The sequence below is a fragment of the Cupriavidus sp. AU9028 genome (genome assembly GCF_019795295.1).
Lineage (GTDB): Bacteria > Pseudomonadota > Gammaproteobacteria > Burkholderiales > Burkholderiaceae > Cupriavidus.
On the sequence record NZ_JAIMCG010000005.1, the window covers coordinates 37,585 to 61,679 of the forward strand.

25 protein-coding genes are annotated in these 24,095 nt (G+C 68.0%); 11 read left to right on the forward strand and 14 right to left on the reverse strand.

All coding sequences use genetic code 11. The annotated features are described in order from the left end of the window. Positions 1-41: 41 nt before the first annotated feature. Positions 42-797 (reverse strand): sulfite exporter TauE/SafE family protein, encoded by a 756-nt coding sequence (locus K6V06_RS07405; protein WP_222241644.1) that lies wholly within the window; start codon positions 795-797, stop codon positions 42-44. Further along, a complete protein-coding gene (locus K6V06_RS07410; protein WP_222241646.1) occupies positions 798-1,190 on the reverse strand; it encodes an antibiotic biosynthesis monooxygenase in 393 nt (130 codons plus the stop codon). Between the two features lie 121 nt (positions 1,191-1,311). Here K6V06_RS07410 and K6V06_RS07415 point away from each other — a divergent pair, with 121 nt between their 5' ends. Both K6V06_RS07415 and K6V06_RS07420 read left to right on the forward strand, forming a co-directional pair. After that, on the forward strand, positions 1,312-1,998 hold the full coding sequence (locus tag K6V06_RS07415; protein WP_222241648.1) for a helix-turn-helix transcriptional regulator: 687 nt from the start codon (positions 1,312-1,314) through the stop codon (positions 1,996-1,998). A gap of 16 nt (positions 1,999-2,014) precedes the next feature. Next, positions 2,015-2,518, forward strand: coding sequence for a hypothetical protein (locus K6V06_RS07420; protein ID WP_222241650.1), 504 nt, complete (start codon positions 2,015-2,017; stop codon positions 2,516-2,518). A 58-nt stretch (positions 2,519-2,576) separates the two neighbouring features. On the opposite strand, the gene K6V06_RS07425 is transcribed toward K6V06_RS07420, so the two are convergent. The 5 genes from K6V06_RS07425 to K6V06_RS07445 all read right to left on the reverse strand — a co-directional run bounded on the left by K6V06_RS07425 (position 2,577) and on the right by K6V06_RS07445 (position 10,589). Next, entirely contained in the window at positions 2,577-3,542 is a 966-nt protein-coding gene (locus K6V06_RS07425; RefSeq protein ID WP_222241652.1) for a LysR family transcriptional regulator, read from the reverse strand. Between the two features lie 268 nt (positions 3,543-3,810). Further along, entirely contained in the window at positions 3,811-4,893 is a 1,083-nt protein-coding gene (locus K6V06_RS07430) for a Zn-dependent alcohol dehydrogenase (protein ID WP_222241654.1), read from the reverse strand. A gap of 56 nt (positions 4,894-4,949) precedes the next feature. Continuing rightward, positions 4,950-6,647 carry an MBL fold metallo-hydrolase gene (locus K6V06_RS07435; protein ID WP_222241656.1) on the reverse strand — a complete coding sequence of 566 codons (1,698 nt, stop codon included), beginning with the start codon at positions 6,645-6,647 and terminating at the stop codon, positions 4,950-4,952. A 67-nt stretch (positions 6,648-6,714) separates the two neighbouring features. Beyond that, entirely contained in the window at positions 6,715-7,725 is a 1,011-nt protein-coding gene (locus K6V06_RS07440) for a mechanosensitive ion channel family protein (protein ID WP_222241658.1), read from the reverse strand. A gap of 185 nt (positions 7,726-7,910) precedes the next feature. Next, positions 7,911-10,589 (reverse strand): glycoside hydrolase family 3 C-terminal domain-containing protein, encoded by a 2,679-nt coding sequence (locus K6V06_RS07445; RefSeq protein WP_222241660.1) that lies wholly within the window; start codon positions 10,587-10,589, stop codon positions 7,911-7,913. A 204-nt stretch (positions 10,590-10,793) separates the two neighbouring features. On the opposite strand from K6V06_RS07445, the gene K6V06_RS07450 reads away from it, so the two are divergent. Then, positions 10,794-11,168, forward strand: a complete 375-nt coding sequence (locus K6V06_RS07450) for a hypothetical protein (protein WP_222241662.1) — start codon at positions 10,794-10,796, stop codon at positions 11,166-11,168. 14 nt (positions 11,169-11,182) lie between these two features. On the opposite strand, the gene K6V06_RS07455 is transcribed toward K6V06_RS07450, so the two are convergent. Then, positions 11,183-11,425, reverse strand: a complete 243-nt coding sequence (locus K6V06_RS07455) for a hypothetical protein (protein WP_222242070.1) — start codon at positions 11,423-11,425, stop codon at positions 11,183-11,185. 159 nt (positions 11,426-11,584) lie between these two features. Between K6V06_RS07455 and K6V06_RS07460 the strand changes: the two genes are divergently transcribed. Beyond that, positions 11,585-12,484, forward strand: coding sequence for a DUF72 domain-containing protein (locus K6V06_RS07460; protein ID WP_222241664.1), 900 nt, complete (start codon positions 11,585-11,587; stop codon positions 12,482-12,484). Positions 12,485-12,658: 174 nt separating this feature from the next. Here the strand turns inward: K6V06_RS07460 and K6V06_RS07465 are convergent, their stop codons facing one another. Further along, positions 12,659-13,372 carry a 2-hydroxychromene-2-carboxylate isomerase gene (locus K6V06_RS07465; protein WP_222241666.1) on the reverse strand — a complete coding sequence of 238 codons (714 nt, stop codon included), beginning with the start codon at positions 13,370-13,372 and terminating at the stop codon, positions 12,659-12,661. 323 nt (positions 13,373-13,695) lie between these two features. Here K6V06_RS07465 and K6V06_RS07470 point away from each other — a divergent pair, with 323 nt between their 5' ends. Then, positions 13,696-13,878 carry a glycine zipper 2TM domain-containing protein gene (locus K6V06_RS07470; RefSeq protein WP_222242004.1) on the forward strand — a complete coding sequence of 61 codons (183 nt, stop codon included), beginning with the start codon at positions 13,696-13,698 and terminating at the stop codon, positions 13,876-13,878. Between the two features lie 107 nt (positions 13,879-13,985). Here the strand turns inward: K6V06_RS07470 and K6V06_RS07475 are convergent, their stop codons facing one another. Together K6V06_RS07475 and folE are read right to left on the reverse strand one after the other, a co-directional pair. After that, positions 13,986-14,423, reverse strand: coding sequence for a BLUF domain-containing protein (locus tag K6V06_RS07475; RefSeq protein ID WP_222241667.1), 438 nt, complete (start codon positions 14,421-14,423; stop codon positions 13,986-13,988). 23 nt (positions 14,424-14,446) lie between these two features. Further along, a complete protein-coding gene (gene folE, locus K6V06_RS07480) occupies positions 14,447-15,190 on the reverse strand; it encodes a GTP cyclohydrolase I (protein WP_255581681.1) in 744 nt (247 codons plus the stop codon). Between the two features lie 278 nt (positions 15,191-15,468). Here folE and K6V06_RS07485 point away from each other — a divergent pair, with 278 nt between their 5' ends. The 5 genes from K6V06_RS07485 to gmd all read left to right on the forward strand — a co-directional run bounded on the left by K6V06_RS07485 (position 15,469) and on the right by gmd (position 19,531). Next, complete coding sequence (locus K6V06_RS07485; RefSeq protein WP_222241671.1) at positions 15,469-15,657, forward strand: hypothetical protein; 189 nt, start codon at positions 15,469-15,471, stop codon at positions 15,655-15,657. Between the two features lie 438 nt (positions 15,658-16,095). Further along, on the forward strand, positions 16,096-16,230 hold the full coding sequence (locus K6V06_RS20670) for a hypothetical protein (protein WP_255581682.1): 135 nt from the start codon (positions 16,096-16,098) through the stop codon (positions 16,228-16,230). Positions 16,231-16,284: 54 nt separating this feature from the next. After that, positions 16,285-16,656 carry a hypothetical protein gene (locus K6V06_RS07490; protein ID WP_222241673.1) on the forward strand — a complete coding sequence of 124 codons (372 nt, stop codon included), beginning with the start codon at positions 16,285-16,287 and terminating at the stop codon, positions 16,654-16,656. 237 nt (positions 16,657-16,893) lie between these two features. After that, on the forward strand, positions 16,894-18,318 hold the full coding sequence (locus K6V06_RS07495) for a mannose-1-phosphate guanylyltransferase/mannose-6-phosphate isomerase (RefSeq protein ID WP_222241675.1): 1,425 nt from the start codon (positions 16,894-16,896) through the stop codon (positions 18,316-18,318). Continuing rightward, positions 18,305-19,531 (forward strand): GDP-mannose 4,6-dehydratase, encoded by a 1,227-nt coding sequence (gene gmd / locus K6V06_RS07500; RefSeq protein WP_222241677.1) that lies wholly within the window; start codon positions 18,305-18,307, stop codon positions 19,529-19,531. Before K6V06_RS07495 ends, gmd begins: the two co-directional genes overlap by 14 nt. Before the next feature lie 299 nt (positions 19,532-19,830). Here gmd and K6V06_RS07505 read toward each other — a convergent pair whose 3' ends face one another. Genes K6V06_RS07505 through K6V06_RS07515 form a run of 3 tightly spaced genes read right to left on the reverse strand, consistent with a single transcriptional unit; the run spans position 19,831 to position 22,570 of the window. After that, complete coding sequence (locus tag K6V06_RS07505) at positions 19,831-20,505, reverse strand: acyltransferase (RefSeq protein ID WP_222241679.1); 675 nt, start codon at positions 20,503-20,505, stop codon at positions 19,831-19,833. After that, positions 20,502-21,305: a glycosyltransferase family 2 protein gene (locus K6V06_RS07510; protein WP_222241681.1), complete on the reverse strand. Its 804-nt coding sequence runs from the start codon at positions 21,303-21,305 to the stop codon at positions 20,502-20,504. The genes K6V06_RS07505 and K6V06_RS07510 overlap by 4 nt, the downstream gene beginning before the upstream one ends. Then, positions 21,302-22,570 (reverse strand): hypothetical protein, encoded by a 1,269-nt coding sequence (locus K6V06_RS07515; RefSeq protein WP_222241683.1) that lies wholly within the window; start codon positions 22,568-22,570, stop codon positions 21,302-21,304. Before K6V06_RS07515 ends, K6V06_RS07510 begins: the two co-directional genes overlap by 4 nt. 475 nt (positions 22,571-23,045) lie before the next feature. Here K6V06_RS07515 and K6V06_RS07520 point away from each other — a divergent pair, with 475 nt between their 5' ends. Next, positions 23,046-24,086 carry a GDP-L-fucose synthase gene (locus K6V06_RS07520; protein WP_222241685.1) on the forward strand — a complete coding sequence of 347 codons (1,041 nt, stop codon included), beginning with the start codon at positions 23,046-23,048 and terminating at the stop codon, positions 24,084-24,086. The last annotated feature ends 9 nt before the right edge of the window (positions 24,087-24,095 follow it).

Genomic DNA, 24,095 nt, shown 5'->3' on the forward strand with positions numbered 1-24,095 from the left:
TTGCAAGGGTTGGCTTGACCGATTGCTGGCGCGAAACTGGATCACGCCAGCCCACGCCACGCAAGGTCCGCGCCCAGCAGCAGCAGTCCGACGAAAAATACGCGGCGGAAGCGCGCGGGTGGAATGCGGTGCCGCAGACGCTGCCCCACCCACATTCCGACCAGCGCCGGCACCAATGCCGCCAGCGAGGCGCCCAGCACCGCAGGATGCCACAGCACGCCGCCCATCGACAGCGTCACGGCGAGCGCCAGCGTGGACACCGTGAACGACAGCCCCAGCGCCTGCACCAGGTCGTCGCGCGCCAGACCCAGCCCTTGCAGATATGGCACGGCCGGAATCACGAACACGCCGGTGACCGCCGTAATCGCACCGGTTACCAGTCCGATCGACGGGCCCAGCCAGCGCTCCGCTGCCGCCGGCACCGCCATCTGCCAGGACGCGAGGCCAACCACCGCATACAGGATCAACGCCGCGCCCAGCGCCGCGCTGGCATGGCGCACCTCGCCCGGGGGCGCCAGCATGCCGACCGCCACGGTGCCGAGCACGATGCCGACGAACATGGGCCAGAGGCGCGCCACCAGCTCGCCGAGTCGCGCACCCCCCGCGATCTGCACCGCGTTGGTCACCATCGATGGCGCCACCAGCAACGCGGCCGCGTGCCCGGGCGCCATCACCACGCCAAGCAGGCCTACCGCGACGGTCGGCAGGCCCATGCCAACCACCCCCTTGACGAAACCGGCCAGCAGAAAGGTCAGTCCGATATAGACGACGTGATTGTCGAATTGCAGCGCCTCCATTCAACGGCCCCCCTCGGGCAGCGTCTGCGCGGCCTTGCCATGCCCCGCCTCGCCGTGCACCGCCTTGCTGTCGGCCGGCGCCTGCTCCCGCTCCTCCATGCCATAGTCGCGCAGCACCTGCGCCACGCGCAGCCGATATCCGCCGAACACGCCGCCGCGCCCGGCCTGCTGCGCCAGGCGATGCTCGGCCGTGTTGCGCCACGCCTGGACCGCGGCCTCGTCGCGGAAGAACGACAGCGACAGCAGCTTGTTGGGATCGGTCAGGCTCTGGAAGCGCTCGACCGAGATGAAGCCGTCGATCGATTCGAGAACCGGCCGCAGCCGCGCGGCAATATCCAGATAGGCTTGCGTTCGCCCTGCTGCGGGCTCCACCTCGAAAATCACGGCAATCATGGCGTCGGTTCCTGCTGTTGGGTCCGGAGAAAAAGGCGCGCACCGGCAAGGCGCCGCGCCGTCTTGTTCTGCGCAAGTATCGTCCTATACTGGCATTCGTTGTTTCACCTCGGGATGAACTATGGAATACGCACCGGGCATCAGCCAGCTGGCCGGCCTGCTCGCCGATCCGGGCCGGGCCGCCATGCTGTGGGCCCTGATGGATGGCAGTGCCCGGCCCGCGGGCGAGCTGGGCCTGATCGCCGGATTATCCGCGTCATCGACCAGCGGCCATCTGGCCAGGCTCGCCGAGGGCGGCTTGCTCGCGGTGGAAACGCACGGCCGCAACCGCTATTACCGCCTGGCGACGCCGGAGATCGGCGTTGCCATCGAGGCGCTGGCGGCCGCCTCCGACGCCAGCCGTCCGCCGCGCCGGCTGGTGCCGGCGTCCCGCACGGCCCCTGCGCAGCTGCGGCACGCGCGCACGTGCTACGACCATCTGGCCGGAGAACTGGCAGTGGCGTTGCTTTCGCGGATGACGAATGCCGGCTGGCTGGAACCGCAACAGCAACAATTGAGTCTGTCCGTGCAGGGCGAGCGGGCACTGGCGGAGTTGGGCGTCGACATCGACGGCGCCCGCCGCAAGCGCCGCCGTTTCGCCTGCACCTGTCCCGACTGGAGCGAGCGCAAGCCGCACCTGGGGGGCGCGCTGGGCGCGGCATTGCTGGACGCGATGCTGGCCCACCGCTGGATCGAGCGCACGCCCGAGTCCAGGGCGCTGCGCGTGACGCCGGCCGGCACGCGGGAATTTGCCCGGCTGGCGCTTTGACTGGAGGAGACCGACGGTGAGCGGGAGACTGGACGACGATACGCGCCAGGCGGTGGAGCGGCTGCTCGGCATGATCAATTTCGACGACGGCGTGATGATCGAGAAGCAGCTTGCACTGCTGGACGAAGCGCTGGAAGAGAGCGAGGAGATTCCGGACGGCGCCGAACTGCTGCGCATGGTGCAGGAAGCGATCGACTGGGAAGCGGGCTTCGAGGTCGAGCAGACCGACAGTGCCACCTTCATCGACTGCCTGAACCAGCTGGCCGCGCGCCTGGACATCGTGCTGGACTGGGGCGTGGACGATCCGGAAGACGAGGACTTCCTCGGCGGGACGTCGGTGGCGGAGCTGATGGAGCAGGCGCACGAGCAGCTGCGCGCGATGGGCATCACGCTATGGCACTGGGAAAGCGGTGCCGGCGTCTATGCCGGCTGGCTGGCCCGCAGCGACGATGAGGAAGAGATTCTTGCCGTCGCGGAACAGCTGGACGTGGAAGTGCGAAGCGGGGACCAGCCGTTCTAGGGGTGTCGGTCGCCCTGGCAGACCAATCCCTCTACCCGGCCCTCTCCCCTTGAACCGCTCAGGCGGCGGCATCTTCTCCCGCAGCCCCCGCTTCCCGCCGGGCCGCGGCCCCCGCCGGCGCGCGCCGCGGTGCCGCCGGCTGCAGCATGCCTTCCATCAGATCGAGCAGGGCCCGCACGCTGGCCGGCATCAGCTTGCGCGCCGGCATCAGGACATAGACCTTCAGCGGCGAGGAACTGCAGGCCGGCAGCAGCCGCACCAGCAATCCTTCCCGCACCTGCTCCTCGACGAAATTGGGCGACAGCCGCGCGACGCCAATCCCGGCGATGGCGGCCTTGCGGCGAATCTCCGCGTTATGCGTGCGGATGCGTGGGGCCACCGGCAGCGTGGCGATCTCCACGCCCTCGCGCAAAAACTCCCAGCGACGGTCCCCGGCGTTGCCAATGGTCGGCCAGCCCGCCAGATCGCCGGGCGTGCGCGGCAACCCATAGCGCTGGATCAACGCGGGCGCGGCGTAGAAGGCCCGCTCCACCAGCACCACCCGCTTGCTGGCCAGCGAACTGTCGTGCAGCGTGGTGTTGGTCATCACGAAGGCGAGGTCGTAGCCGTGCTTGAGCATGTCCGGCTGATCCCAGGTGACATCGATGTCCACGTTCAGGTCCGGATGCAACGCGAGCAGGCGCGACAGGCTCGGCGCCAGATGCTGCGAGCCGACCTCGTAGGGCGTAGCGATGCGCAGCGTGCCCGAGACGCGCTCGCTGACGGAGGCCGCCTCGGTGCTGATCTCGCGCAGCGCAACGAAATGCGGCGCGATCCGTTCGTAAAGCGATTGCCCCTGCTGGGTCACGCGCACGCGGCGCGTGGTGCGCTCGAACAGCCGGAAGCCCAGCTGCGTTTCCAGCCGGGCAATGGCCGCGCTGGCGGAAGACTTGGGCACCTCGGCAAGCTCGGCGCCCTGCGTAAAACTGCCGGCCTCCACGACCCGGCAGAAAATCTCCCAGTCCTTCCATTCGATGGTCTTCATGGCATTCCTTGCACACGCCCCTTGCCGTGGCGCGCGGGGGGCCATTCTGCCATGGGCACGACCGGCTCGCTCGGCGAAACAACGGCGCGGGGGCCGGCCAGGCGGGACGCGAGCGCCCTGATGAGAGCGGCCTCGATGGCACGGTCAACGCCTGGACGCAGATCCGCACGTCGGTGGAAGAGAGTCGGGTGGATCCGGATGCCGCCCACAGGGCAAGGTGTGTATCGAGCAGCAGTTTCACCGAAGGCGAAAGCAATGATGCGAGCCGTTACTGGAAAACAATCACCGACCGCGCCACCTCCCCCTTTCGCAGCGCGGCGAAGGCATCGTTGATTCCCTCCAGCGGAAGCCGCTGCGAGATCATCGCGTCCAGCTCCAGCCGGCCGCCCAGATAGAAGTCCACCAGCCGCGGCATGTCGATCGGGAACCGGTTCGAACCCATCATCGAGCCCTGGATGCGCTTCTCGGCGAGGAAGTCAGTGCCTTTCAGCTCGATCTTGACGCCCGGCGGCAGCATGCCGATGACGGTCGCCGCGCCACCTCGGCGCAGCATGGCGAAGGCCTGCTCGGCCGTGGTCTTCAGCCCGATGGCCTCCAGCGCGTGATGCACGCCGCCATGGGTGAGCGTGCGCACGGCCTCCACGGGATCGGTCGCGCTGGCGTCGATGGTATCCGTCGCGCCAAAGCCAAGGGCGAGCTCGAGCTTGCTGGCCAGCCGGTCGATGGCGATGATGCGGCCCGCGCCGGCGAGCGCGGCGGCGTTGATGGCCGCGAGGCCAACGCCGCCGCAACCGATCACCGCCACCGTTTCACCCGGCCGCACCCCGGCGGTATGCGCCACCGCGCCGAAGCCGGTCATCACCGCACAGCCGATCAGCGCCGCGCGGTCCAGCGGCATGTCGGGCCGGATCGCCACCAGCGCATGCTCGTGCACCAGCATCTTCTCAGCGAAGGCGGACAGGTTCAGGAACTGGTGCATCTGGCCCTTGGGCGAGGCCAGGCGCGGCGCTTCGTCCTCGCCACGGCGGGTGTCCGTCGCCAGGCACAGCGACAGCCGGCCGCCGAGGCAGAACTCGCAATGGCCGCAGTAGGCCGACAGGCAGGTCACCACATGGTCGCCCGGACGCACCGTGCGCACCCCGGCGCCGACCTTTTCCACCACGCCGGCGGCCTCATGGCCGAGCACCACCGGCATGGCGAAGGGATACGTGCCATCGAGGAAGTGCAGGTCGGAATGGCATACGCCGGCGGCGGCGGTGCGCACCAGCACCTCGCGCGGGCCGGGCTCGCCGATCTCGATGTCCTCGATCGCGAGCGGCGTTCCTGGTTGATGCAGCACGGCAGCCTTCATCGTCTCTCTCCTGTTTGATTGGTGATGGCCGTGGTCCGTGGCGAGACGACCCGGCCCTACCGCAATGACCAGATGCCGTCCCCCTCGTCGGCCACGCCGTCGGCCTGCAACTTGAGCAGATGCGCCAGCAGCGAGCGCTGCGCCACCGGCAGCATGCGCGCCGGCACGTCGTCGTAGACGCGCGGCAGCAGCGTGTCGATCGACGCCGGGCTCAGCTCGCGCAGGGCGCTCAGCACGCGCGCTTCGCGGTGCTGGCGATGGCGAATCAGCAGCCGGATCGCATCGCGCGGGCGCGGCATCAGGAAGCCGTGCCCCGGCGCCAGCCAGTCCAGCGGCTCTTCCAGCAGCGCCGACAACGACGCCAGGTAGGCACGCATGTCGCCGTCCGGCGGGCCGATCACCACGGTCGAGCCCTGCATCACGTGGTCGCCAGTGAAGAGCAACCGCTCCTGCTCGAGCAGGAAGCACAGATGATTGGAGGCGTGCCCGGGCGTATGCAGGACGCGCAGCGAGACCGGATCGTCGGCGTCGCCGATCTCCAGCCGCTCGCCATGCTCCAGTTGCCGATCCGGCGCGAAGGTGGGGTCCTGGCGATGCGGCATCGCGGCGATGCGTCCCAGCACCGTGGCGCCGGTGGCCTCGCGCAGCCGCGCCGCGCCCGGCGAGTGGTCCAGATGCGTGTGCGTGACGAGGATCCAGCGGATCGGCCCCGGCGCCGCGCCCAGCACCGCGTCCAGATGGGCCGCATCGTCGGGGCCGGGGTCGATCACCGCCCATTCGTTGCGCCCCGGGCTGCCGACCAGGTAGGTATTGGTGCCGGGACCCGTCATGGCGTTGCCATTGTCCGCAGTCACCCGCAACAGCCTGGGCGACAGACGGACCGCATGGCCTGGCGTCAGCGCATAGCGCCCATGTCCCGCCCCATCCGGATCGATCCGCGCGATCTCGGCGTAGCTCGGCTCGTCGGGCATCACCGGCCGCGGACCATCCGGGCCCTTGGCGATACGCGGCATCACCAGCGGCACCTCGCGCTGCGCGGCCGCATGGTCGTAACAGGCCCGCGCGCTGCCGAAATGCGCGATCGACATCAGCAGCCGCCGGGTCGCGTTGACCAGATGGACGCCGCCCTCGGGCTTGATCGCATCGGCCGGGCGCACCCAGCGATGGTCCACCGCCTCCACGCCGTCGTGCATGACCGTCTGCCCCTCGGGCAGCAGCGCGACGAAGAAGCGCGTATCGAACCGTTTGGGCAGCCCCGGCGGGGTCAGCCAATGGCTCAGGTATGCCATGCGGTCCACCGCCAAGCATAGCCGCATCTCCCGGCACACTTCGGCGATGCCCGGACCGCCATGGCGCACCGCCTCGCGCAGCCAGGCACGCCGGGCCGGTTCCAGCCTGTCGGTCGATATCAGTTCGCCGTCGCTGCCGCGGGCGAACAGCAGCCCCGCTTCCTCGCAGCACTCGCGCACCGCGCACAGGTAGAAGTCGAGGCCGCCCGCGTCGAGCCCCAGCCGCGCGCTGGCAGCGGCGTCGTCCAGCCCCATGCAGATGCCGTGCAGCGCCCGGTCGGCCGGGTCCAGCGTGCCACCTGGAAAGACCCAGGCGCCGCTGCTGCGGTCATCCCCTCGCTCGGGGCGGCGTACCAGCAGCACCTCCATGCCCTGGTCGCCATCGCGCAGCACCAGCACGCTGGCCGCGTAGCGCAAGGTCGAACGGGAAGAGGAGGAAGCGGAGGGCGATGGATTGGCTGACATGGCGGAATAGGGGGGCGCGGGCTGCGATCAGGGGAAGGATCAGGGGAACGGCCTCGGTAGTGTACGGTCAGCCACCGCGCCGGTCATGGCGCATTGCGGCGACAGCAGGAATCACCGGGCTGCCAGCAGCGGGGCCGGCGGCGCTGTCCCGGCCTTCCCGGCCCTCTCCCTCCTGCGCCCGCTCGCGCTGCTGCGGCGGTGGCGGCGGCGCGGTGTCCGCGGTCTCCGCGCCACATTCGGTGCCCGCTCGCGCATCCACGGCGCGTACCCGCTGGAAATGGCGGATGATCTGCTGCGCCACGGCCAGACGACCGTTGACAGGCGAGGGAAAGCGAACGATGGCGTCCATCCGGTCCACTGCGACTGCCTCGAACATCACCCGCGGCGCGAATTGCGACAGGTCGAGAAAGCGCGTGTCGCCATAGCGGCGCAGGCTGTGCCCTGCCGCCTCCAGGAACGGCTCGCATGCCTGGTGGGCGATATCGAGCAGTTGCCGTTCGATGCGGTCGGGGTCGCATTGCAGCGGCAGCGGAAAGCGCAGCGTATCCAGCGTGTATTTGCCCGATTGCGAGTGATTGCGCACGGCCACGGTCAGCAGCAGGCTGTTGGGCACCTGCACGGTGAAGCCCGTGAACTGGCGCGTCGGCGCGACCTCGACCAGCGTGGTCGTCAGCGCGTCCATGTCGATCACCTCGCCGGCATACTGCCCGATCTCCACCAGATCGCCCAGCTGGAAGGGCCGCGTCAGCATCCGCATGAACGCGCCAAGGAAGCACATCACCAGTTCCTTGCCGGAGATCAGCAGCGCGGCAGCGAAGGCGGCCAGCGAGATCGCCACGCTCTTGAGCTCGGACACCCACATGCCAAGCAGCAGCAGCACCACCACCGCACCGATGGTGTTGCGCGAAGCCACGGTCCAGGTGCGATAGCTGCGCAGGTTGTCCTTGTCCGCGAGCTGGCGGGCAATGAAGAAGCGATTGCTCAGCTTGACCAGCAGCGCGCCGATCAGCACGATGGCGACGCTGACCACGATGTGCAGCAGCAGGTTGTCGTTGAAGTCGAAATCGAGCTTGCTCATGGGCGCCGCGGGGCCGGAGGCGGTAAAGCGCCAATTCTACCGAGTCGCGGGCCCGCGCTGCCCGGCCGGTCGTGCTGCAGTGCACCGCGCGACGGGTTCCCGGTTCCCGGTCCCCGGAAAGCGGAACGGGGCCGCTTCGTGCAGCCCCGTCCGAAGGACCGGAGAACGTGTCCGGCGGGAGACGATCAGGGACGGACCGGGCCGACCCGGACCAGCTCCGGATTGGGCAAGGGATTGCTCGCCCGCGTGGAGACGATCGTCGGCAGCAGATTGAACAGCTGCCCGCGCAGCCGGATGTCCTGCGACGACGCCCCGACCAGAACATCGACCGCTCCCGCTTCCGATACCCATGCGGAGCGGGCCGGATCGAAGTAGGACAGCGAACGCTGGTCCAGATGCACCGTGACACGCTGGGTCTGCCCCGGTTGCAGGAAGACCTTGCCGAACCCTTTCAGCTCCTTGACCGGCCGGGGCGCCGTGGAGCCGGCCTGCGCGACATAGACCTGCGCCGCCTCCGCCCCGGCGACCTGACCGGTATTGGTGATGTCGAACGACACCGCGATTCGGCCGCTGCCCGCGGCAATGCCCGGCGAGATCGACAGCGAGCTGTAGGCGAAGGAGGTGTACGACAGCCCGTGGCCGAACGGGAACAGCGGCAATGCGCCGTTGCGCTCGAAGCCGCGATAGCCGACAAACACGTCCTCGGTATAGGTCATTGCGGTGAAGCCGGGATCGTTCGAGGCCTGCGGATAGTTCGGATAGGTCGGGTTGTCCACGATGCTGCGCTCGATGGTGATGGGCAGCTTGCCGGACGGGTTGACGTCGCCGAACAGGATCTCCGCCAGCGCCTGCCCGCCGTTCTGGCCCGGGTACCAGGCGTGCAGCGCGCCGCCGACCTGCTCGATCCAGTTGCGCATGTCCAGCCCCGTGCCGCCATGCATCACGGCGATGGTGCGCGGATTGGCAGTGCCCAGATTGCGCAGCAGCTCGTCCTGGAACTCCGGCAGGTTGAAAGGATGGTCGAACCCTTCGCCTTCGTACTCGGCGCTGTTGCCCACCGCGACCACCACGGCATCGAAGCGGCTCAGATCGGCCGGTGCCTGCAGGGCAGCCCAGCTCAGCTGCGCGCCGAGAAAGCCGCCGAAGACCGGGATATAGCCGTTGCGGCGCGAATAGTCGAACTGCACGGTATAGGTCTGCCCGGCCTGCAGCACGATGCGGCCGCTGACCGGTATCGTCGGCGGAATCACGTTGTTGGGCAGAGGATTGCCTTCCCCGTTGTCGATGATGAGCTGGCCGTTGACATAGAGCCGCACCGCGCCGTCGGCCCGCGCCTTGAACACATGCGCACCCGTGACCGTCGGCCGGATCGTCGTGGTCCAGCGGACCGAAGCGGGACCCGGCGTGCCGCTGCCGCCGTATTGCACATCGTAGGCGCTGCCCGGAGGGGCGTTGCCCGCGGTGTCCAGGTTGATCACCGGATCGATGCGGGAGAGCACCGGCGTGCCGCTCCAGTTCGGATTGTCGAAGTACTGCGCCTGCGCCCCCGGCACGCCCGTCGAGGTGGTCCAGGTCGAGCGGGCGGGATCGAGGGTATGGCTGTCCAGCAGCACCACGTTGGCACCGGGGCCGGCGATCTGGCGCAGGCCGTCGATCTCGCTGATGAAGCGCACGGCCGGAACGTTGGCGCTGCCGAACCCGGTCGGCGGCGCGCCGGTCGCCAGGTGCCCGACCACCGCGATGTTGCGCGCGCTGCCGCGCTGCAATGGCAGCACGCCGTCACGGTTCTTCAGCAGCACGATGCCCTCGCGCGCCACATCCAGCGCCGCGCGTTCCGCGAACGGCGGCAGCGTTTCCCCGGTGGCCGGCGGCACGCCGCCCCCGAAGCCGTAGGCGACGATCCTGCCCAGGATGCGCCTGACCTTGTCGTCGAGGTTGGCCTGGCTCAGCTGCCCGTTCGAAATCAACGTGCTCAGGGCCGCCGGCGTAAAGAGGGCCGCCGAAGGACGTTCGATATCGACGCCGGCCAGAGCGGCCGGCAGGGTGTTCTTCAGCGCCGCGTAGTCGGACTCGACAAAGCCCTTGAAGCCCCACTCGTCCTTCAGTACCCGGCGCATCACGAACTCGTTCTCGCAGACGGGATTGGCGCCGTTCAGACCGTTGAAACCGCACATCACCACGGCGACGTTGGCGTTCTTGACCATCGACTCGAACGGCGTCAGGTAGATCTCGCGCAGCGCCCGCTCGCTGATGGTCTCCATCAGGTTGAAGCGGTTGACCTCCTGATCGTTGGCGACGTAATGCTTGGCATCGGCCCATACGCCCTGCGACTGGATGCCGTTGACCTGCGCGGCGCCCAGCACCGCGCCGAGGAACGGATCCTCGCCGGACAGGTACTCGAAGGCGCGGCCACCGAAGGGCGTGCGGTACAGGTTCACCACCGGCCCGGCGATCTGCTGGAAGCCGGTCAGCCGCGTTTCGAGCCCCAGTCCCACGCCCATCTGCTTGGCGCGGTCCACATTGAAGGTGCTTGCCACCGCCGGTCCCGCGGGATAGGCGACGCCGGGGGCCAGCCGCACGCCCAGGCCGGCATCGCTGGCACGGATCTGCGGCAATCCCAGTCTGGCCAATGGCTTGATATCCCACGCGCCGGTGCCGCTGACATACTCGAGCTTCTCGGCCTGCGTCATCTGGCTCAGGATCGACTGCACGATGGCGTTGATCTGCGCGTCCGTGGAAGGCGCCTGGGCGGGAACGGAATGCACCACCAGGGCACCTGCGCCGACCAGCACGGCCAGCGTGACGAGCAGCGAACGGCGGCGATTGCGGGGACGCCTGGCCTCGCGCAGTGTCGGAGCACACATGTTCTTGCCTCCCTGTCGGCGGGCCGCACGGTAAGGGACCATCGTCGTGCAGCTTACGGATGACGGTAGGTCGCGGCTGGACGAAGAGAAGGCGAGAAACGTTTTGTTACAGCGGCAATCTTTGAGGACGTTGCTTTTGCGGCAAGACTGGGGTCATGCGATGACGCGCGGCCTTGCGCCGCGCTTCGGGTCCGGAGAAGCGCCGTGGAACAGCAGACTGTGCAGTGGAAAGGACGGGAAGGACCGGACGGCGGCCAGCCGGTGCGGCACCATGGCGGCGGGGCAGCGACGGTGGTGGCCAGGGTCGCGGCGCTTGTGCTGGTGGCAGGCGCGCTGGCTGCGTGCAGCGGTGGCTCCGATGACGACACCGTCCGCATGACCGACGCGCCGGACGACGCGGCCTCGAAACAATCGGCTGCCGAGACATCGAGCGATACGCAGCAGGCGCTCAACGCTCCCATCGGCGTGGACGCGGCGCAGCTGCTCTCGCCGGTCAGCCAGGCACCGGTCGGACAACAGACCGTGCGCCAGGCTCAGCGGCCCGCCGGGCAGGACCTCAACCCGCCGCGGCATCCGTAAGGCAGGACAGGGGGTCAGGAAGGATCCTTGGTGCGCGTACGAGAGACCGCCGTCATGATCCCCAGGCCCAATACGATCAGGCACGCGATGCCCACATAGACTTCTGCGACCCCTGCGGTCGTCAGGCCCCAGGCAATGCCACCGACCAGCAGCAGCAAACCCACCAGGTAGAGCGCGAATGACATAGGAAAGCCTCCTGACAATGCCGCGTCCGCGTGCAGTGCGGACGGCTTGGCGACGAACTCAATGTAGGACACGACACCGGCGCCTCAGCATCGGCCTGTGCCGCAGCGTCGCGTAGGCATCTTCCGACCTTCGGGCGGAGGACCGGCGTTGTGGCCGCCGCCTGGAACGCTGCGAGCGCCGCTCGAGTCGTAGGAGTAATGTCGCTCCTGGCCGCCGCGGCGGCTTGCACCATGACGATCCGTATCGGGATTTCCGGCTGGCGCTACGAAGGTTGGCGCGGCGTCTTCTATCCGCCGGGCCTGAAGCAGGCGCGCGAGCTGGAGTTTGCCTCGCGGGCGGTGGACACCATCGAGATCAACGGCTCGCACTATTCGCTGCAGACGCTGCAGAGCTATCGCGCCTGGTACGACGACACGCCGGAAGGCTTCGTCTTCAGCGTGAAGGGGCCGCGCTATCTGACGCACATGCTGCGCTTTCGCGACGAAACCGCGGGCCCGGCCATCGCCAACTTCTTTGCGTCCGGCGTGCTCGCGCTGGAGGACAAGCTGGGCCCCTTCCTCTGGCAATTTCCGCCCAACTTCTCGTTCAAGCCGGAACGGATGGAGCGCTTCCTCGCGCTGCTGCCGCACGACAGCGACCAGGCCGCGGCACTGGCCGCGCGCCACGATACGCGCGTGCGCGAGCCCTACGTCGCCATGCGCCGCAAGCGCAAGCTGCGGCATGCCATCGAGATCCGCCATCACAGCTTCTGTACGCCGGAATTTCCCGCGCTATTGCGCGAGCACCGCATCGCGCTGGTGATTTCGGACGCGGTGGCGGACTGGCCCTACGCGGAGGACATCACCTCGGACTTCGTCTACCTGCGTCTGCACGGCTCCGAAACCCTGTACGGCGGTGCCTATACCGACGAAGCGCTCGACAAATGGGCCGGGCGTCTGCAGGCGTGGGGCAGCGGCAGCGAGCCCGCCGATGCGCGGCGCATCTCCCCGCGTCACGCACCGAAGCGCGCGAGCCGGGATATCTACTGCTATTTCGACAATGACCAGAAGGTCAAGGCGCCCTTCGATGCCAGACGGCTGGCCGGGCGGCTGGGGTTGCGGATGGGGCAGGAGCCGGTGCTGACGGGATAGCGGTGCAGGGGTGACGGTGCATTGCCCTGTCCCCCCGGCCCCTCTCCCCCAAGTGGGAGACGGGGAGCGAACCGCGGGCGGCGTCGATCGCTGCGGGTGTGCTCCCCTCTCCCGCCTGCGGGAGAGGGGCCGGGGGAGAGGGCCTCCAGCGCAGACCCGGCCCCGACAGAGCCCCTATCCCGCCTTCCCGTAATACGTCATCGCCGCGCAGCTCAGCGCGTCCTCCATCCGGTCGTTGCCCCAGTACATCTGCTCGCCCGCGAAGAACGTCGGGGCACCGAAGATGCCCCGGCGCAGCGCCTCCTCGGTTTGCTCGCGCAATGCGGTCTTGTTGGGCTCCGACTGCGCCTGCGCAATCAACCCGGCCGCCGGCAACCCCAGCTCGTCGAGCGCCTCGGTCACGGCCTCGGGCGTGTCGATGTCGCGGTCCTCACCGAAGTTCATCTGCATGATGCGACGGCAAAAGGCGCCCATCCACGGCTCGCCGGCGCCCAGCATCGCCACCCGCATCGGCAGCAGCGCCCGGCGCGGGAACACGCTGGGCGTCTTCCAGGGCAACCCCAGCCGCTCGCAATGCCGGGCCGTATCCATCAACGCATAAGCGCCCTTGACCGGCTGGACCACGAAGGGGGAATCCTGCCACCCCAGCGCCTTGAACACGGGACCGAGCAGGAACGCGCGCCATAGCACCTTGACACCATGGCGCGCGGCAAGCGGCTCGATACACATCACGCTCAGGTAGCTGTAGTTGCTGCCGAACTCGAACCAGAATTCGACGGCCGCTCCATTGCCGTTTGCCTGTTGGGGCGACGCGGTGTCGCGCGATGGGGTGGCGGTCGATGGGGTGGCGGTCGATGGGGTGGCGGTCGTATGGGAGGACGGGGTCATGGTGTCTCCTCGGGAAGCCGGTGATTGCGGGCAGGACGGGCGCGCCGATGGGCGTGCCGATGGACAGGCAGCCGTCTGCTGCTGCAGCGCCAGTCGTCATGATGGCGCGGGGAGCCGGGCCATACAAGCGCAAGATCGGCACAGGCGGCATGCCCGCCGTTCATGCCGGCCATCGATGCCTGCCCGCGCCGCAAGCTCGCGCAAAAAGTGTCGTCCAATTCCTACAGCCCTTTCAGTTGCGGGCCGAAATGCCTGGGCGGCGGATCGGCCTACTCTGAACACCATAGGGCGGCCACCTTCGCGCTGCCAGGAGAACCATCATGATGAAACTGATCGCGGCGTTCGCGGCGGCGAGCGCGATGGCATTGACATTGCAGGGCTGTACCGCTGCCGGCGCGGTGGCCGGCGGCGCCATCGGCCACGAAGTATCGGATGGCAGCGCGGCCGGCACGATCGGCGGCGCGGCCGTGGGTGGCATCATCGGCCACGAGATCGGCAAGGACTGACGCTCCTGCCAACAGGCTGGCACTGGCCGGGAGGCACCCGGCAGGCAGCCAGCCAACAGCAGGCAGGCGGACAGGCCGGCAGGGGCTCCTGCCGGCCTGTTCCACGTTCAGCTCCTGCGCTCGGCCCGCGCGACGATCGACGCGCCTGCCATCAGCTCTTCCAGCATGGCAAGCGACGCGCGGCCGCCGCTGCGGTAGGGATCGAACTGCGCGTGCGGCGAATAGCGCAGCATGGTCGCGGTATTGACCCGTCCCATATGGACATGCCCCATCGCGCAGGCCGCGAAGTCGCGCTGCAGGATCTCCTCGAAGTGCAGCAGCACCACGTCCTCGTGCCGGGGGTCCGCGACGATGCGGTGATAGAGCCGGGATACCTCTGCCCGGTCCCCTTCCAGCGCCTGCAGGAACATCCCGTTGCCGTAGCACAGCACCCCGGTAATGCCCAGCGCCGCGTTGTTCTCGATGCTGGTCGCGGCAATGGCTTCGAGAAGATCGGCTGACGCGGGCTGGCGAGCCCGGCTTGCGTAGAGCAGACGCACTAGCATCGCTGCCTCCTTTTTGGCCGCGTTTAGCCGCGGTTCAGGTTCAGAAGCGTCAGGAACTCCCGGCGCAGGCTGTCGTTGGTCAGGAACGAGCCGCGCATGACGCTGTTGGTCATCTTGGCATCGGTGTCGCGCACCCCGCGCCAGTGCATGCAGAAGTGCTCGGCCTCCATCACGATCGCCAGCCCGTCCGGGTTCATCTTTTCCTGCAGCACATCGGCCATCTGCGTGACCGCCTCTTCCTGGATCTGCGGACGGCACATGATCCATTCGGCCAGCCGCGCATATTTGGAGAGGCCGATCAGGTTGGAATGCTGGTTCGGCATGACACCCACCCACAGCTTGCCGATGATGGGACAGAGATGATGCGAGCAGGCGCTGCGCACGCGGATCGGGCCAATGATCATCAGCTCGTTCAGCTGCTCGACATTGGGAAACTCGGTCACGCTCGGGGCTGGCGTGTAGCGGCCCGCAAAGATCTCGCGCAGGTACATCTTCGCCACGCGGCGGCCGGTTTCGCGTGTGTTGTGATCCTGCTCGATGTCGATGACGAGACTGCGCAGCAGATCGTCCAGGCGCTGCTCGACCTCCAGCGCCAGCGCGTCCAGTTCGCCCGGCTCGACGAAGCGCGAGATATTGTCGTTTGCATGAAAGCGCTGCCGCGCCTGCAGGAGTCGCTGGCGGATGCGCTCGGACACGCGCTCGTCGCCGCTGCCGGCCTGGTCCTGTCCCCCGCTGCCGGAGCGGTCCCGCGAATCCTTGTCGGTCATGCCGTTATTCCGGTGTTTGGCCATTGGGCCACTATAAGAGCGTGGCTACGGCGCCGCAACCCGGCGTCCGCTGACGCGCGCGCACGGCCACGGCCGACCGCCCGATGGCCGGCGGCACCGTCACGCTGCACTGCAACAGTGTATTCCACGGCAGCCGGCTGATCGGCGCCGGCCGTCCCGCTACGATTGGCTCCATCGTCGGTATCCGGACCTGCAAGCCGCGGTCTGCCGCGCGGTACCGTCCGGACGAATCCCATCTCTTTGCCATGGAGCCTGTCATGCATCACGACCCTCACGAGCCCGGCGTTGCCAGCGACGCCTCCCTGGTCGCCCACGCCAACGTTCACGGCCCCGCCGATCTCGACATCCCCTGCGGCTCGCTCGAGGCCGCGGCGCTGGCCGACCTGCCCTACAGCTTCGAGCCGCGGGCACCACGCACGGCGTTCTATCGGGATTGCTTTGCGTAAGCCCTGCCGGTACTGAAGCGGCGCCAGCCCTTTCCTCCAGCGGGCGGGGCCGGCGCCAGCCTTGCCCGCCTGGCCCGCTCAGGAGAGCAGGCCGATCTCCCCGCATTTCTCCCCGCATTTCTCTCCGCTCTCCTCGTTTTCCCCCTGTCCGTACCCGTTTCTGCGTGCCAGGCCCTCGCCTGACATTCGACTTGTCTTACTCCTGTAACGTCACATTACCGCGCGAACCAGTCCTGCAGGGCCGGGCCGTGCCCTGCCGGCCGGCAAACTCCCTTGCGCCACAACGGCTTGCCGCCGCGCCGACGCTTGCAAGGACACGTCGGCGCGGCCAGGCACGGCCCTATTCGTTGTGAGGCAGGCTTACAAGTGCAACCTCCGGCACCGCGTTGTCGCCGCTACATTGCAGCCATGTCCAACGCCGCATCACCGGAGCCCCGCATGAAACGCACCCTTTCCCTCGTCGCCCTGCTGTCGCTGACTGCGGCGATGCTGTCGGCCTGCATCGTCGTGCCGCACGGCCATGGCCATGGCCACGGCCACGGCCACGGGCATGGTCACCACCATCGCCGCTGATATTCCCTCCATTCGCCCGTCGTTCCTCCGCTTACCGATTGCAAGGAGATCGAGATGATCCGCCAACTGATTCTCGCCGCCACCACCCTCGCCGCGGGCGCGCTGCTGGGTCTTGCCACGCCCGCCATGGCGCACGATGGCCCGCATGATCGCGGGTATCACGATCGCGGTAGCCACTGGCAGGAGCACCGCCATGATGGCCAGCGCGGCTACCGTCGGCATGGCCCGCCGCCGCCGCGTCACGAAGCGCCGTCGGCGCGCCGCGGCTATGTCTGGGCACCGGGCTACTGGCGCGCGGCGGGACCGCGTTACGTCTGGCAGGCGGGACATTGGGAACGCGCCCGGCCGGGGTATCGCTACGTGCCGGACCGCTGGGTGCAGACTCGCCATGGCTGGGTGATGCGTGCGGGAGGATGGGTGCGCTAGACGCCAGCGCGCCCTCTCCCCCGCTCCTCTCCCCAGGCGGGAGAGGAGCCGCCGCTGTGAAAATCCCACGAATCGATACGCCTTCGCCAGCCTCAAGCCACCCATGCGCCGCAGCGCGCAAGCCGTGCTTACCTGTGTGGCCTAGCAAACAGTGACGCGCAGCAGCGCTGGATACAGTCGCCTCCACGATTCAACCAATCGATGGGGTTCACATTTGGTGAGCCACACGGAGGCGTCATGGCAAGCGACAATCAGATCGTACCCGTCGTGCTTTGCGGCGGCACCGGCTCCAGGCTGTGGCCGTTGTCGCGCGACGGGTATCCCAAGCAATTCCTGCGGCTGCTCGGCGAGCACTCGCTGCTGCAGGACACCCTGCTGCGGCTGCGCGAGATTCCCGATATCGCCGCCCCGATTCTGGTCAGCAATGAAGCGCACCGCTTCGTGGTGGCCGAGCAGGCGCGCGAGATCGGCTGCACTCCCTCGACCATCCTGCTCGAGCCGCATGCGCGCAACACCGCGCCGGCGGCGGCGGTAGCAGCGCTGCGTGCCCGCGCTGACGGCGCGGACCCGCTGCTGCTGGTCCTGCCTTCCGACCATCTGATTCGCGACCGCGCCGCGTTTGCCGCGGCCGTGATGGCGGCAGCCAAGGCCGCGGCGGCGGGCGAGGTCGCCACGCTGGGCGTGGTGCCGACCTTCCCGGCAACCGGGTACGGCTACATCAAGGCAGTGCCGACCGGCGACGGCCCCGTCATGACGGTCAAGCGCTTCGTCGAGAAGCCCTCGCTGGACCAGGCCACCGACTTCCTCGAAGAAGGCAATTGCTACTGGAACAGCGGCATGTTCCTGTTCCGTGCGTCGGTCTATCTGGACGCGCTGCAGCAGTTCGCCCCTGACATCCTGCTGGCGTCGCAGCAAGCGGTCTCGCGCGGCAAGTCCGACCTGGACTTCTGCCGGCTGGACCCGGACGCCTTCGCGGTCTGCCCATCCGATTCGATCGACTACGCGGTGATGGAACACCTGCGCAGCGCGCGCATGGTGCCGCTGGCGTCCGACTGGAGCGATGTGGGGTCGTGGGACGCGGTCTGGAAGGCCGCCGACAAGACCCAGGACAACAACGCCGCCATCGGCAACGTGATCACGCACGAGGCGCGCGACTGCCTGGTGCACGCGTCGCACCGGATGGTGGCGGTGGCGGGGCTGGACAACGTGATCGTGGTCGAGACGCCCGATGTGGTGCTGGTGGTGCACAAGAACCACGCCCAGGACGTCAAGCAGCTGGTCGAAGCGCTGCGCGCCCGAGGTTGTCCGGAAGCGACCCAGCACCGGCAGGTCTACCGCCCCTGGGGCTCCTACGACTCGGTGGACAACGGCCAGCGCTATCAGGTCAAGCGCATCAGCGTCAAACCCGGCGCAAAGCTGTCGCTGCAGAAGCATCACCACCGCGCGGAGCACTGGGTAGTGGTGTCGGGCACGGCCAAGGTACGCCGCGGCGACGTCGAGTACCTGCTGACCGAAGACCAGTCCACCTATATCCCGATCGGCGAGACACACAGTCTCGAAAACCCCGGCCGAATCCCGCTCGAACTGATCGAGATTCAGTCCGGTTCCTACCTTGGCGAAGACGACATCATCAGGATGGCAGACATTTATGGGCGCACATGACCTTCAGTCGCTCGGCCAGATTCCGGCCGACGATCTCAAGCTCGATCCGCAACAGCACGACAGCACCGGCCGCGGTGACGGCCAGCGCCGCAAGCGCGCGCTGGTGACCGGCATCACCGGTCAGGACGGCGCGTACCTTTGCGAGCTGCTGCTCGCCAAGGGCTACGAGGTGCACGGCATCAAGCGCCGCAGCTCGCTGTTCAACACCGACCGCATCGACCATCTGTACCAGGACCCGCAATCGGACGACCGCCGGCTGATCCTGCACCATGGCGACATGACGGATACCGCGAGCATCGTGCGCGTGGTGCAGCAATCGCAGCCGGACGAGATCTACAACCTGGCCGCGCAGAGCCACGTGCAGGTGTCCTTCGAAGAGCCCGAGTACACGGCGAACACCGATGCGCTGGGCACGCTACGGATGCTGGAAGCGATCCGGATCCTGGGACTGGAGAAGACCACGCGCTTCTATCAGGCCTCGACGTCGGAGCTCTACGGTCTGGTGCAGGAGATCCCGCAGAAGGAGACCACGCCCTTCTACCCGCGCAGCCCGTATGCCGCGGCCAAGCTGTACGCCTACTGGATCACGGTCAACTACCGCGAGGCGTACGACATGTACGCCTGCAACGGCATCCTGTTCAACCACGAGAGCCCGCTGCGCGGCGAGACCTTCGTCACCCGCAAGATCACGCGCGCCATCGCCCGTATCGCGCTGGGCCTGCAGGAAACGCTGCACCTGGGCAACCTGTCGTCCCTGCGGGACTGGGGCCATGCACGCGACTATGTCGAGATGCAGTGGCTGATGCTGCAGCAGGACAAGGCCGAGGACTTCGTCATCGCCACCGGCGAGCAGCACAGCGTGCGCGAGTTCGTGCAGCGCGCCGCGGCCGAACTTGGCATCACCGTGCGCTTCAAGGGCAAGGGCGTGGACGAGGTGGGCATCGTCGACGCGATCGACCACAGCAAGCAGCAGCTGACGCAGGGCCTGAAGACCGGCGACGTGATCGTGCGGGTGGATCCGCGTTACTTCCGCCCCACCGAAGTCGATACGCTGCTGGGCGACCCGACCCGCGCCCGCGAGCGCCTGGGCTGGGCCCCGACCACCTCGTTCGACGAGCTGGTGCGCGAGATGATCACCGCCGACTACAGCGCCGCCCGCCGCGACGCGCTGTGCAAGCTGGCCGGCTTCCGCGCCTACGATCATCACGAGTAAGGCAGGGCTGAAAGCACGACGCCCCGGCGGATGCCGGGGCGTTGTCGTTTTGGGCGATGGAAGGAGAAGGCCGGGAGAACGGGACGCGCGGAAAGGCGAGACCAACCCCTCTCCCCGGCCCTCTCCCCTTGAAGGGGAGAGGGGGAACACCGACAGCATTGGAAGCACCGGGGTTCGCGCCCCTCTCCCCGCAGGCGAGGGGCGGGCTGCTGGTTTGCTCCCCTCTCCCGCCTGCGGGAGAGGGGCCGGGGGAGAGGGCCAGCGAGCCGCCAGCCACGCCGCCACCGCTCGGAACAACGTCAGACGATATACCCTTCTTCCCGGGTGAAATACGCCAGATCCTCCGGCAGCTCCTGCAGCGCCCTGGCCGGACAACCGCCGTACAGCATGTGCGGCGCCGCCATGCTGCGATTGAGCACGGCACCGGCCGCCAGGACCGAATAATCCGGCAGCGCCGCGCCCGGCAGCAGGATCGAGCCGGTGCCGACGAAGCAGTACGCGCCGATGGTCACCGGCGCGCAGCGCTGCCGCGACTCCTTGATCGACACGCTGTGCGTGAGGATCTGGCTGCGATAGCCGGCGAAGGTCGAGTACGGTCCGATCGTCACCGTGTCGGTGCAATCGATGATATGCCGCGAGGTCACCGCCGCATGCCGCCCGATGATCAGCGCCGGATCGCGCGTGGCGATATCGCGGAAGTGCGGCGAATCGGCCAGTCCCTGCGGAAACCCCGATACCCAGTTCAGGCTGCCGAGGATGGCATGGTCGCCCAGGCTGACGCGCCGCAGTCCCTTGACCACGGTCAGATGCGAGATGACCGAGTGCGGCCCCATCTCCAGCTCGTCGCACAGCACCAGCGACCACCCAATGCGCGCGGTCGGGTCGATGCGCGCGCCGCAGAAGCGGTTCAGCACCTGCCGGCGCAGGCGCCAGGGCAGCGCCACCGACACGGTGGCCAGCAGACGCCGCATCATGACTGCCTCCCGAACACCGGCCCGCGCACCACGCGCTCCCAGGTGGCCAGCGGGTTGGACAGATGTTTGGTCACGCGGAAGAAGGCCGACGCCAGCTCGTCCACCGGCCGGCGCTCGCGCCCGACGATCTTGCGGAACATGCGCTCCTCGTAGCGCGCATGCGCGTCGGCGAGCCGTGCCGAGCCGGTGATGGAATCCGCATAGACCCGGTAGCAGCTGAGGAAGTCGGGCACGTTGCGGAAGGTGGCGCCGGCCAGCGCCATGTCGATCACCAGTTCACCGTCCCAGTTCGAGCGGTTGTTGACGTTGAATCCGCCGGTGGCGTGAAACGCGCGCGCGCGGAAGAACGTCGAGGGCTGGATGGCGATGGCCGCACCGTACGCCGCCGAGCGCAGGCCGAAGCGGTCCGAATAGACCCGCCGCACGATGTTGCCGTCGCCATCGACCACGTAGCCGTTGCCGCAGACCACTTCGCAGCGCGGATGCCGCTCGAAGACCCTGGCTACGCGGGCGAAGGCCCCGGGCAGGAACAGGTCGTCGGAATTCAGATAGCAGAAGATGTCGCCGGTGGCCCGCTCGAAGCCCTTGTTGAGCCCGTCGGCCGCGCCCTTGTCCGGCTCCAGCACGCAGTGGTCGATGTCATGCCGGTAGCGCGCGATGATGTCGCGGCTGCCGTCGGTGGAACCGGGGTCCACCACGATGTACTCGAGCTCGCAGCCCTGCTGCTCGAGCACCGAGCGAATGGCCTGCTCCAGGTACCTGGCCTGATTGAACGAAATGGTGACCACACTGAATTTCATCGCGCGCTCCTCGCGCCCTGTTGCGCCAGCAAGTGATGCCAGGCGAGCAGCGTGCCGAGGAACAGCCCGGTCGCCCAGCGGTGATCCGCCGAGAACGGCGAGAAGAACACGTCCCACAACAGCTGGGCCGTGCCGACATGGAAATAGATGGGCAGCGCGGGCATGTTGCGCGCGTACAGCCAGACCGCGCGCGCCAGCACGCCGATCCAGTAGACGCCGCCGAGGAATCCGCTCCAGACCAGGCCCCCCATCAGGAACGAGTGCGCGGGGATCAGGTCGTTGTCGAAGTTCTCGAGGTTGTCGCTCAGCGACGCCCCCATCTGGTAGACCATCACGCTGAGCGCGTCCTGATAGCCGTTGCGATCCACTGCCCACGAGCCGTGACCCAGCACCGGGGCATCGAGGAACGCGCGCAGCGAGATCAGGATTTCCGAGCGGCCGCCGAACAGGATCCCCAGCTCGCTGGTTGCCTGCACGGTGTACTTGTTGACCGATTCCGGCGACAGGAAGCCGAAGTCCCCGGCATGGGCGAAGATGGCCGAGAACACCATGTTCAGCAGCGCAATGGTGAAGGCCATGATGCCGAACAGCAGCAGTACGCCGCCGCGCGCCCTGGTCAGCCGGTACGCCTGCACGCCCAGGCGCGAGCCGCGCAGCAGATAGAGCACCAGCGCGAGCAGCGGCAGCCCCGCCGCGCTGCGGAAATCGAACAGTGCCGATACCCCGCAGTAGATCAGGATGGCCACCGCGACGCGCAGCGCACCGGCGCGCGTCATCGCCAGCCAGCTCAGCAGCAGCAGCATCGCCGGCGCCGCGTAACCCCATTTCCACGGGTTGTAGAGAAACTCCTCGGTCGGCATGCGGCTGGTGTTGAAGATATCGCTGACCGCGACGCCGATCAGGAAGTACCACATGCGCTGCGGATTGCCCCGGCTGAAGTGGCTGCCGACCGCGAACACAGTCAGGAAGAACACGCCCGGTGCCAGCACCCCCTTGAGGGAGACGATCATCGGCGTGCTGTTGGCAATGTCGGACAGCGCCTGCGCGAACGCCCACATCAGCGTGAGGATCAGCAGCGAGACGTATTCGCGCTGGATGCGTAGCGTGGACAGCAGCGTCAACGCGTAGGCGGCGGCGATGAACTCGCCGATATAGACGTCGCCGATCAGCGTGATCTTGATCGCGCAAATCGCGCCGAGACCGAAGTACAGGGGACCGGCGTGACCGACGCGGGAGCCGCCGACGAGCGTGGTGATGGATTGCATGTTGTGACCGCCTTCTCACGGTTGGGCGTGTCCCCGGCGGCGGACAATGACAGCGGACGCGCGCAGCACGGCGGCGCGACAGCAACGCCTGGCGCCGCTGGCCGTCCGACCTGCCCGTCCCCGGGGCAAGACGGCGCCGCCCGCCGGCGAGTTGGCTGTCGCAAGGCATAGGGCTTCGCCGTATGGACGCAAGATGCCGCCGGGGCCGCCTGCAATCAGTTCGCTTGCGCACATGCTGCTTGCCTCCGCGGCGCGGAAAGCGGTGTCACACGCCGCTGACAGCGCACATGGCGTGCGCGGGCCGTCCATCCCCGGCGAAAGTGGCCGGCGCATTGTGGCCCACCCCACAGTCCGGGCATTCGAGGCGCGCTAGAGTTCGGCTCGAACGCTCCGCCAAGAAAGCGACCGCGGCCCGCTCCGGCAATGGCCGTAACCGACGCTGGCAGGGATGCCATCAACAGGAATTGCCACAGCCATGAATCCCTCTTCTCCTCGTATCTTCGTCGCCGGGCATCGCGGCATGGTCGGCAGCGCCATCGTGCGCGCCCTGGCCGGCTCCGGCGCCACGGTGATCACCCGCAGCCACGACGAGCTGGACCTGTGCGATCAGCAACGCGTGCGCGACTTCTTCGACAACGAGCTGATCGACGCGGTCTACCTGGCAGCGGCCAAGGTTGGCGGCATCCATGCCAACAACACCTATCCCGCCGAGTTCATTCACCAGAACCTGCTGATCGCCAGCAACGTGATTCACGAGGCTTGGCGCTCGGGGGTGCAGCGCCTGCTGTTCCTCGGCTCCAGCTGCATCTATCCGGCGTATGCCGCGCAGCCGATCACCGAAGACGCGCTGCTGACCGGGCCCCTGGAGCCGACCAACGCGCCCTACGCGATCGCCAAGATCGCCGGCATCAAGCTGTGCGAGAGCTACAACCGGCAATACGGCACCGACTATCGCTGCGTCATGCCGACCAATCTCTATGGTCCGGGCGACAACTACCATCCCGACAACAGTCACGTGATTCCCGGCCTGCTGCGGCGCTTCCATGAAGCGGCGCAGACCGGGGCCAGCGAAGTGGTGGTGTGGGGCACTGGCAGGCCGCTGCGCGAGTTCCTGCACGCGGACGACATGGGCCGGGCTTGCGTACACGTGATGGGCCTGTCGCCGCAGGCCTATCGCGAACACGCGGGCAGCGCCGGGTTCTTCAATGTGGGCAGCGACGACGAAGTGAGCATCGGTACGCTGGCGCAGCTGATCGCGGAAACCGTCGGCTTCCGCGGCGAGATCCGCTTCGATCCGAGCAAGCCGGACGGCACCCCGCGCAAGCGGCTGGATTCGACGGCGATCGGTGCAAGCGGCTGGGCACCGACCATCGGGTTGCGCGAAGGACTGGCCATGGCCTATCGCGATGCCCTCGCCAGCGGCAGGCTCGGCGCGCCGGCAGCGGCGCCGGCCACCGGCGCCCGCGGCGCGGTCTGCGTCTCCTCCAACGCCAGCCTCGCCCCTGCTGTTGGCTAAGCACCGCGT